9 protein-coding genes are annotated in these 8,870 nt (G+C 63.9%); 7 read left to right on the plus strand and 2 right to left on the minus strand.

Features of this window, described 5'->3' with window-relative positions; all coding sequences use genetic code 11:
- Positions 1–29: 29 nt before the first annotated feature.
- Together galT and galK are read left to right on the plus strand one after the other, a co-directional pair.
- A complete protein-coding gene (galT, locus tag AC5RWO_RS03090) occupies positions 30–1,139 on the plus strand; it encodes a galactose-1-phosphate uridylyltransferase (RefSeq protein WP_498729285.1) in 1,110 nt (369 codons plus the stop codon).
- Positions 1,136–2,302: a galactokinase gene (gene galK / locus AC5RWO_RS03095; RefSeq protein ID WP_498729287.1), complete on the plus strand. Its 1,167-nt coding sequence runs from the start codon at positions 1,136–1,138 to the stop codon at positions 2,300–2,302. Before galT ends, galK begins: the two co-directional genes overlap by 4 nt.
- Positions 2,303–2,388: 86 nt before the next feature.
- Here the strand turns inward: galK and AC5RWO_RS03100 are convergent, their stop codons facing one another.
- Positions 2,389–3,231: a Bax inhibitor-1/YccA family protein gene (locus AC5RWO_RS03100; RefSeq protein ID WP_498729288.1), complete on the minus strand. Its 843-nt coding sequence runs from the start codon at positions 3,229–3,231 to the stop codon at positions 2,389–2,391.
- A gap of 265 nt (positions 3,232–3,496) precedes the next feature.
- Between AC5RWO_RS03100 and AC5RWO_RS03105 the strand changes: the two genes are divergently transcribed.
- From AC5RWO_RS03105 to AC5RWO_RS03125, 5 genes are all read left to right on the plus strand, one after another.
- The gene (locus AC5RWO_RS03105) at positions 3,497–3,793 is read left to right on the plus strand and encodes a GroES family chaperonin (RefSeq protein WP_498729333.1); all 297 of its coding nucleotides are present in this window, start codon (positions 3,497–3,499) and stop codon (positions 3,791–3,793) included.
- A gap of 232 nt (positions 3,794–4,025) precedes the next feature.
- On the plus strand, positions 4,026–5,348 hold the full coding sequence (locus AC5RWO_RS03110) for a branched-chain amino acid ABC transporter permease (protein ID WP_498729289.1): 1,323 nt from the start codon (positions 4,026–4,028) through the stop codon (positions 5,346–5,348).
- 10 nt (positions 5,349–5,358) lie between these two features.
- Positions 5,359–6,339 (plus strand): branched-chain amino acid ABC transporter permease, encoded by a 981-nt coding sequence (locus tag AC5RWO_RS03115; RefSeq protein ID WP_498729290.1) that lies wholly within the window; start codon positions 5,359–5,361, stop codon positions 6,337–6,339.
- A 65-nt stretch (positions 6,340–6,404) separates the two neighbouring features.
- On the plus strand, positions 6,405–7,397 hold the full coding sequence (locus AC5RWO_RS03120) for an ABC transporter ATP-binding protein (RefSeq protein ID WP_498729334.1): 993 nt from the start codon (positions 6,405–6,407) through the stop codon (positions 7,395–7,397).
- Entirely contained in the window at positions 7,394–8,149 is a 756-nt protein-coding gene (locus tag AC5RWO_RS03125) for an ABC transporter ATP-binding protein (RefSeq protein ID WP_498729291.1), read from the plus strand. Before AC5RWO_RS03120 ends, AC5RWO_RS03125 begins: the two co-directional genes overlap by 4 nt.
- A gap of 65 nt (positions 8,150–8,214) precedes the next feature.
- Here the strand turns inward: AC5RWO_RS03125 and AC5RWO_RS03130 are convergent.
- Positions 8,215–8,870 (minus strand): HNH endonuclease (locus AC5RWO_RS03130; RefSeq protein ID WP_498729293.1); only part of this gene is annotated, 656 nt, incomplete at its 5' end.

Consider the following 8,870-nt stretch of genomic DNA (forward strand, 5'->3'; position numbering starts at 1 on the left):
TACCGGAGAATGCATCCTCAGGAGCCGCCATGACGACGATGACTTCCACGCGGCTCGCGGACGGGCGGGAACTGATCTATTTTGACAGCGCTCCTGACGCAGCCACGCGGCGCCGCGACACCTCCTCGGCGGACGCCCGGCAGCTGGATCCGCGCGGCGGCGATACCGGCGAGGCGCGCTTCGATGTGCTGACCGGCGAATGGGTGGCCGTGGCGGCGCACCGGCAGAACCGCACCCACCTGCCGCCGGCGGACGAATGTCCGCTGTGCCCCTCCGACGGCGCACGGCAGACGGAGATTCCCTCCGGCTACGAGGTCGCGGTCTTCGAGAACCGTTTCCCGTCCTTCGGTCCGCAGCTCGGCACCTTGCCTGCCCCCGACGACGCTCCCGCTACCAGCGCCCCGGCGTACGGACGCTGCGAAGTCATCTCTTTTACCGAAGACCATGTCGGTTCCTTCGGCTCGCTCCCCTTCGAGCGGGTCCGCACGGTAGTGGACGCCTGGGCGCAGCGCACCGAGGCCCTCTCTGCGATGGCCGGAGTACAGCAGGTTTTCTGCTTCGAAAACCGCGGAGCCGAGATCGGCGTGACACTGCACCACCCGCATGGCCAGATCTACGCCTATCCGTTCATCACGCCGCGCAGCGCCGGCATGGCGAAGCTGGCCCGGCGGCATTACCTGCGCTCCGGCGGCTTGGAAACCCTGATCAGTTCGGTCCTCGCGGCGGAACGGACCGACGGCGCGCGCATGATCGTCGAGGGCAGCCACTTCAGCGCCTACGTTCCCTTCGCCGCCCGCTGGCCGCTGGAAATACACCTGGTTCCGCACCGCCAGATCCCCGACCTCGCCGCTCTGACCGGAGAGGAACGCGACGAACTCGCGGAGCTTTACCCGCAACTGCTGCGCCGGCTTGACAACCTCTACAACTCACCCACTCCCTACATCGCCGCGTGGCACCAGGCACCCGTCGCCGAAGCCTTCCGACCCTCCGGCCATCTCCATCTGCAGCTGACCTCCCCGCGCCGGGCCGAGGACAAACTCAAGTACCTGGCCGGCTCGGAAGCCGCCATGGGCGCCTTCATCAACGACACCGCGCCCGAGGACACCGCCGCGCGGCTCCGGGCGGCGGACACGGCATGACCCGCCGTACCACCGCCGCCGCCGACGCCTTCGCCCAACGCTTCGGCCGCGCTCCCGACGGCATCTGGGCCGCCCCGGGCCGCGTCAATCTCATCGGCGAGCACACCGACTACAACCTCGGCTTTGCCCTTCCGCTGGCCATCGACCGCTCCACCCTGGCCGCCGTTTCCCTGCGGAATGATTCAACCGTCCGCGCCACCGCCCTAAATACCGCGTACGACGACGTGACGTTGGCCGCCGCTGACATCTCACCAGGCGCCGTGACGGGCTGGGCTGCCTATCCGCTCGGCGTCGTGTGGGCGTTCGCCCAGCGCGGTGTGGAAATTCCCGGACTGGAGCTGCAACTGGGGTCCGACGTCCCCATCGGGGCCGGGCTCTCTTCCTCGGCTGCACTGGAATGCTCCGTGGCCGTTGCCCTCAACGACCTGCTAGGGGCCGGCTTCGAACCACCGGAACTGGTCCAGATCTGCCGGCAGGCCGAGAACGAGATGGCGGGCGCGCCGACCGGCATTCTCGACCAAACCGCTTCCCTCTTGGGCCGCGGCGACCATGCCCTGCTCCTTGATTGCCGCAGCCTGGCAACGCAGCCGGTCCCCCTGCCGCTGCACGAGGCGGGGTTGCAGCTGCTGGTGGTCGATACGAAGGTCTCGCACTCGCACGCCAGCGGCGGGTATTCCGCGCGGCGCGCCGACTGCGCGCGGGCCGCCGAAGCCCTGGGCGTGGACTCCCTGCGCGATGTGGAGGAAGGAATGCTTTCGGCGGCACGAGGCCGATTGGACGAAACAACGTTCCGCCGCGTGCGGCACGTCGTCACGGAGAACCAACGCGTGCAGCAGACAGCCCACCTGCTGACGTCGCAAGGCGAAGCATCCGGACCCGCAGCCATCGGCGACCTCTTAGCGGCCAGCCATCTATCACTGCGGGACGACTACGAAGTGTCCTGTGCCGAGCTGGATCTGGCCGTGGACACCGCACTGCAGCACGGCGCCTTGGGTGCCCGGATGACGGGAGGCGGATTCGGCGGCTCGGCCATCGCCCTTGTCCCGGAAGAAGCGGCAGAAAAGGTGAGCACCGCCGTCGTCAATTCTTTCCGGATGGCCGGATTCAAGCAGCCCGTCATCTTTCCGGTTGCCCCTGCCGACGGCGCCCGGCGGTTGGCCTGACCGCCGCCTGCCAATTCGCCCGTTAAACACAACAGGCCCCGGCATTGCTGCCGAGACCCGCTGCGGTCGAACTATGGAATGCGCTGCTACTCGGTACCGCGAAGGATCGCAAGCAGGCGCAGGATCTCCACGTACAGCCAGATCAGCGTCACGGTCAGGCCGAACGCAGCCGTCCAGGAGTACTTGCGGTCCACACCGGCGCGGACGCCCTGCTCAATGGAGGTGAAGTCCATGATCAGCGAGAACGCGGCCAGGCCGATGGCGAACAGGCCGATGATCACGCCGAGGGGGATGCCGATGCCCATGATGTTGATTTCGATGCCGCGAACGCCCCACGGGGTGTCCATGACGCCGAACATCTGCAGGCCCAGGTTGACCAGGGAGAACACCGCGTAGCCGATGATGGCGATCATGAAGAACTTCATCGCCTTCGGGGTCGCGCGCACCTTGCCGCTCTTGAAGAGGAGCAGGGTTACGGCGAACACGCAGACGGTGCCGAGGACTGCCTGAGGTGCGACGCCGGGGTACATCGAGTCGAGCACCATGGACAGGCCGCCGACGAACACGCCTTCGGCTCCGGCGTACGCCAGGATCAGGGCCTTGGACGGCTCCTTCTTGAAGGCGTTGACCAGGCCGAGCACCAGGCCGACGAGCATGCCCGGAATCATCAGGGCCGGGATCATCCAACCGACGGCGGCACCGGCGAGGACCAAGGCCAGGCAGGCCATGGTCTTCATGATGACGTCGTCGTAGGTCATCCGCCCGGTCTGTGCGGGACCGGCCGACGGCTGGTTGTACAGCTCATTAAGCTGCTGGCTGGACATTTGCGACTGGCCTGCGAGCATGCCTGCGCCGGCGTTCGCTGAGCGCTGTGGCTGGCTGCGGAACGCATTTGGATTATTGAAGACCGGATTTCCACCCATGGCCATTGTTGTTGTCCTCCATCTAGGGGGTACGAGCTGACTAAACCCTACCAATCACAACGTTTGAAGGCTCGAAATTTATCCCGTTCCGTGAATAATGTCCGGATCGTCTGTTTTCGCTTGCCGAATCGATGTTCAAGCGGCCGCGGGCCTGCAGCGACTACCGGCAGCTGCGGTCGGCGCAAGCCGGCACCATGGCTAGAATACTGGGGTGACCACGCGCCCCGATTCCTCCTCCAGCCGCACCGCCGCAACCAAGCTGCCCCTGCGGATGCTTCATGACCGCATTCTTGTTGCGCTGGACAAGGACAGCAGCGAGCGCCGTTCTTCATCCGGCATCGTGATCCCGGCGACCGCCGCCATGGGCAAGCGTCTGGCCTGGGCCTCCGTCGTCGCCGCAGGCCCCCACGTGCGCCAGGTCAGCGTCGGGGACAAGGTGCTGTTCGACCCGGAGGACCGGGCCGAGGTGGAAGTCAATGCCACGGACTACGTGCTGCTGCGCGAGCGCGACATCCATGCGGTGGCTGAGCCGGAAGAGCATGACAAGAGCACAGGGCTGTACCTCTGACCTGAGGTCCGTGTTCTCCGGCCTCCTCGGAGCCCGACAGCAGCTTCGTTTCACCGAGCCTGCACAAGTGTTATCCGATTGCGATGAAAAGCAAGCATTTCGCAACATGCTGAACGAATTCCGCGAGTAACATAAACGACACGCCCGTGATAGAGATCACAGGCGACGTCAGCTGCCTGCCGCCAAAAACGTCGGGCCACCCCACACTGTGGAGGTTTGTATTTTGAGAACTATGCCGAAGCTCGCTCGGCTCTGGGGGAAGTTACTCGCCATTCTGGTTATGACGGCGGCAATGCTGTTCATCGCCTCGCCCTCGCTGGCTGCCACGACTGCGCCCGCGCCGGCGCCGGATACAACGACGAGTGCGCCGACCGAACCGTTCCGGGACACCATCAGCGGTGTTCTGCGCAACGCCCAAGGCCCGGTGCCTGGCGTCAGAATCACCGCCACCGGCGAAGGATTCACGGGGGAAACCGTCACCGGAGAAAACGGTTCCTGGTCCATTGGGGTTCCGGAACGGGGCACGTATCAAGTGGAAGTGGATGTCTCCACCTTCCCTGAAGGTGTGGAGCTTGCGGAAGGAACGCCCAATCCGCGCGAGGTAACGTTCACCAACACCTCCAACGCGGCAGCGATCTTCCCGCTCGGCGAAGGCATTGTTATCCAGGGCGCCAGCTTCGGGGAACAGTTGGTTGAACGCCTGATCGCGGGGCTAAGCTTCGGCCTGCTCCTGGCCCTAGCCGCCGTCGGCCTGAACCTGATCTTCGGCACCACCGGCCTGACGAACTTCGCCCACGGCGAGATGGTGACCCTCGGAGCCGTGCTCGTTTTCGGCTTCAACGCCGCGGGCCTGCCTGTCTGGCTTGCGATAGCTCTAGCGATCGTCGGCGGAGCCATCTTCGGCTATACGCAGGATGCGTGGCTGTGGAAGCCGCTGCGGCGCCGCGGTTCGGGGCTGATCCCGATGATGATCGTCAGCATCGGCCTCGCTCTCGCCAGCCGCTACGTCATCCAGTTCTTCTTCGGCGGTGCCACCCAGCAGCTGCCCGGTGCCAACAGCCCCATTCTCGAATTCGGCTCCATTTCCATCAGCCGCAACACGCTGACGTCCCTGGTGGTCAGCGCCATCGTCATCATCGCCATCGGTCTACTGCTGCTCAAGACCCGGCTGGGCAAGGCCACGCGGGCCGTTTCGGACAACCCGGCCCTCGCCGCAGCATCAGGCATCGATGTGGACCGCGTCATCCGGATTGTCTGGACCGCCGGCGGCGTGCTCGCTGCTCTCGGTGGCATCCTCTGGGCCTACTACCGCCCGGGCGTGACGTTCAATATGGGGCAGCAGATCCTCCTGCTGATCTTCGCCGGCGTCGTTCTCGGTGGTCTGGGTACCATTTTCGGCGCCCTGCTGGGTTCCGTGCTCGTGGGCCTGTTTGTTGAGCTGTCCACCCTCTGGCTGGAAGCCGACCTGAAGTACGTTGGCGCCCTCTTGATCATGATCGTCGTACTCCTGTTTAGGCCCCAAGGCATTCTGGGCCGTAAAGAGCGAGTGGGATAGGAGCTTCGATATGGACTTTCTCAACATTCTCGCCAACGCCTTCGGCGAAGTCATCAGCCCGACGACGGCGGCGTACGCCCTTGCGGCCCTCGGCCTCGCCGTACATTTCGGCTACTCCGGGCTACTCAACTTCGGCCAGGCCGGCTTCATGGCGGTCGGCGCCTACGGCTTCGCCATTCCTACGATCCTGTGGGATGTGCCATTCGTCGTCGGTCTGCTGATCGCCCTCATCGGCTCTGTCCTGTTCGCACTCCTGCTCGGTATTCCCACCCTGCGGCTGCGCGCGGATTACCTGGCCATTGTGACGATCGCGGCGGCAGAAATCCTGCGCTACATCGTCACCACCAACCAACTCACCCCTATCACCGGTTCCGCCAACGGCCTTGCCGCCTTCGAAGGCGGATTCTTTGCCATGAACCCCATCCCGCCAGGCCAATACAACCTCGGCTTGGTGGACTTTAACGAGCGGGACCTGTGGATCCGGATCGTGGGCTGGGGTGTGGTCGCCATCTGCTGCGTGATCGTCTGGCTGCTGATGCGCAGTCCCTGGGGACGCGTGCTCAAGGGCATCCGCGAAGACGAGAACGCGGTGCGCTCGCTGGGCAAGAACGTGTATTCCTACAAAATGCAGGCCCTCATCATCGGCGGCATCTTCGGTTCGCTGGCAGGCATGATCTTCACACTGCCGCGCGGCGCCGTGCAGCCGGCCAACTACGCCACGGAACTGACGTTCTTCCTGTGGACCTGCCTGCTGCTGGGCGGCATGGCTACCGTACTCGGTCCGGTCATCGGCGCCATGATTTTCTGGGTGGTCCTCTCACTGACCCAGGGCGTACTCTATGGTGCAATCGGAGCCGGTTACATCACCTTCCTCACAGCCACCCAAGCCGGGCAGCTTCGCTACATTCTGGTAGGTGTGGCGTTGATGCTGTTGATGATCTTCAGGCCCCAAGGTGTCATGGGCAATAAGAAGGAGCTGGCGTTCGCATGACCGACAACAACACCGCAGTCCCGGCGCCCGTAAGCGGTGCGCCAGAGCATGCAGCCTCCGAATTCATGACCGACACCAGGCCCATCGCGGCCGGCGAAACCGCGCCGGGCTGCAAGAAGCGGGATCCGATCCTGATTGCCAAGAATGTGACCCGGACCTTCGGCGGACTCAAGGCGGTCGACGTCGAATACCTGGAAGTCCCACGACACAAGATCACGGCGTTGATCGGCCCCAACGGTGCAGGCAAAACTACGCTATTCAACCTGTTGACCGGATTCGACGTTCCGCAAAGCGGCGAGTGGAAGTTCGACGACCATTCGCTGGCGGGCGTCCCGTCCCACAAAGTTGCCCGCATGGGTATGGTCCGCACGTTCCAGCTCACCAAGGTGATGGGCAAGCTCACGGTAATGGAAAACATGCGTCTCGGCGGGGACAGCCAGCCGGGTGAAAGGCTGAGCAAAGCACTCTTCAAAGGCATGTGGAGCAGCAGGGAAAAGGAGATCACCAGGCAGGCTGACATCCTGCTCGAGAAGTTCAAACTGGATACGAAAAAGGATGACTACGCGGCCTCCCTTTCCGGCGGGCAGCGCAAGCTCCTGGAGATGGCACGGGCCCTGATGGTCCGACCGAAGCTTGTCATGCTTGACGAGCCGATGGCAGGCGTGAACCCGGCTCTCACTCAGTCGCTGTTGGACCACGTCAAGAACCTGAAGGCTGAGGGCATGACCGTTCTGTTCGTGGAACACGACATGCAGATGGTTCGCCACATTGCCGACTGGGTTGTCGTTATGGCAGAAGGAAAGATTGTCGCCGAAGGGCCGCCGCAGGACGTCATGAAGGACCAGGCGGTTATCGATGCCTACCTTGGCGCTCACCATGATGTAGATCTGGGCGATGCGGAAGGAATCGAAGCTCTGGAAGAACAGCTTTCACACGACCAGGAGTCGGTTGTTGGGACAGAGGACGAAGGCGTGATCGGCCGCCATATCACCGAGCTCGACGGCGGAGCTGAACGCCCGGGCGAACCGGGCTCCGGAGACAGTAAGGAACAGCGATGAGTGAGCAGAGCCGCGAGGCTGCGTCGCAGGAAGCGGTCGTCAAGGTCACGGACCTCGTCGCCGGTTATCTGCCCGGCGTCAATATTCTCAATGGGTGCAGCATGGAGGCCCGCCCCGGTGAACTGATCGGCATCATCGGACCGAATGGTGCCGGCAAGTCGACATTGCTCAAAGCCATGTTCGGCTTGGTGCGGGTACATTCCGGGACCGTGGTCGTCCGCGGCAAGGACCTCACGGGCCTTAAGGCGAACAAGCTTGTCACGCAGGGGGTCGGCTTCGTGCCTCAGACAAACAACGTCTTCGCTTCTTTGACTATTGAGGAGAACATGCAGATGGGCATGTTCCAGCAGCCCAAGAATTTCAAGGAACGCTTTGACTTTGTCACGAGTCTGTTCCCTGAGCTCGGCAAGCGCCGTACTCAGCGTGCGGGTTCGCTCTCGGGCGGCGAGCGGCAGATGGTGGCCATGGGTCGGGCCCTGATGATGGAACCGGCGGTCCTGCTCCTCGACGAGCCCTCCGCAGGCCTCTCCCCCGTTAAGCAGGACGAGACGTTCCTACGGGTACATGAGATCAACCGCGCCGGAGTGTCCGTAATCATGGTCGAGCAGAATGCGCGCCGGTGCCTGCAGATCTGCGACCGCGCATATGTGCTGGACCAAGGCAAGGATGCATACACGGGAACCGGACGTGAATTGATGAAGGATCCCAAAGTCATCCAGCTGTATCTAGGGACGCTGGCTGATTCCGCTTAGTGGCCGCGGTTCAGGGCGTAATCCTGAACCGCGCTTTCCGCGCAGCCAATAACTGAAATTACAGATCAGGCGGCGGGGCGGCAGAGGAAGTCGATGCGGCCGAGTGCCTGTTCGAAGATTGACACCGGCTCCGGCATATCGTCCTGCTGCTCTGTTGCCGGTGGCGTGCCGGGCAGTGCCGGTGCGGTGGATAGGTAGGTGTGCCCGGTCGGGGTTGTGGTTTCCACAGTGTGCCGCGGTCCGGGGATGGTTCGGGCGTGCCAGCCGTCGGCTTCTTTCGCGAGGTTACACGCTTCGCACAGCCCTTGCCCGTTGATCTCGCTGGTCCCTCCGGCGTCACGCCAGGGCACGACGTGGTCGTGGTGGCGGATCGGCGCGTCGCACCACGGGGTACGGCAGAGCTGATCCCGTGCCTGGATAACCCGCTGCATCCCGGCGGGCATCAACCGCGCCCGCGAATCCATCCCGAGCAACTGCCCGGTACCCGGCGCGGTGTAAAGCCGGCGCACCCACACTTCCACCTCTTCCGAATCGCCTGCACCGCCGGGGTCTCTTCGCTTCGCACCCGGAGGCCCTGTCGCCGTACCAGTAGTGCCCGTGTTGCCCTTGCCGACCTCCGCATCAGCCGCCGGTATCGCTTCGGCTGTGTCTGGCGGGCCGGCGCCGGTAGCGCCGTCACCAAAGCCGGCATCCGAGGCGCCGGCAACGATCTTGTCTTCCT

The organism is Arthrobacter sp. B055-34 (assembly GCF_059090425.1).

Excerpts from the sequence above, each read along its gene's own strand:
- galT (WP_498729285.1), top strand. The coding sequence starts at position 30 with ATGACGACGATGACTTCCACGCGGCTCGCGGACGGGCGGGAACTGATC.
- galK (WP_498729287.1), top strand. The coding sequence starts at position 1,136 with ATGACCCGCCGTACCACCGCCGCCGCCGACGCCTTCGCCCAACGCTTC.
- AC5RWO_RS03100 (WP_498729288.1), bottom strand. The coding sequence starts at position 3,231 with ATGGCCATGGGTGGAAATCCGGTCTTCAATAATCCAAATGCGTTCCGC.
- AC5RWO_RS03105 (WP_498729333.1), top strand. The coding sequence starts at position 3,497 with ATGCTTCATGACCGCATTCTTGTTGCGCTGGACAAGGACAGCAGCGAG.
- AC5RWO_RS03110 (WP_498729289.1), top strand. The coding sequence starts at position 4,026 with ATGCCGAAGCTCGCTCGGCTCTGGGGGAAGTTACTCGCCATTCTGGTT.
- AC5RWO_RS03115 (WP_498729290.1), top strand. The coding sequence starts at position 5,359 with ATGGACTTTCTCAACATTCTCGCCAACGCCTTCGGCGAAGTCATCAGC.
- AC5RWO_RS03120 (WP_498729334.1), top strand. The coding sequence starts at position 6,405 with ATGACCGACACCAGGCCCATCGCGGCCGGCGAAACCGCGCCGGGCTGC.
- AC5RWO_RS03125 (WP_498729291.1), top strand. The coding sequence starts at position 7,394 with ATGAGTGAGCAGAGCCGCGAGGCTGCGTCGCAGGAAGCGGTCGTCAAG.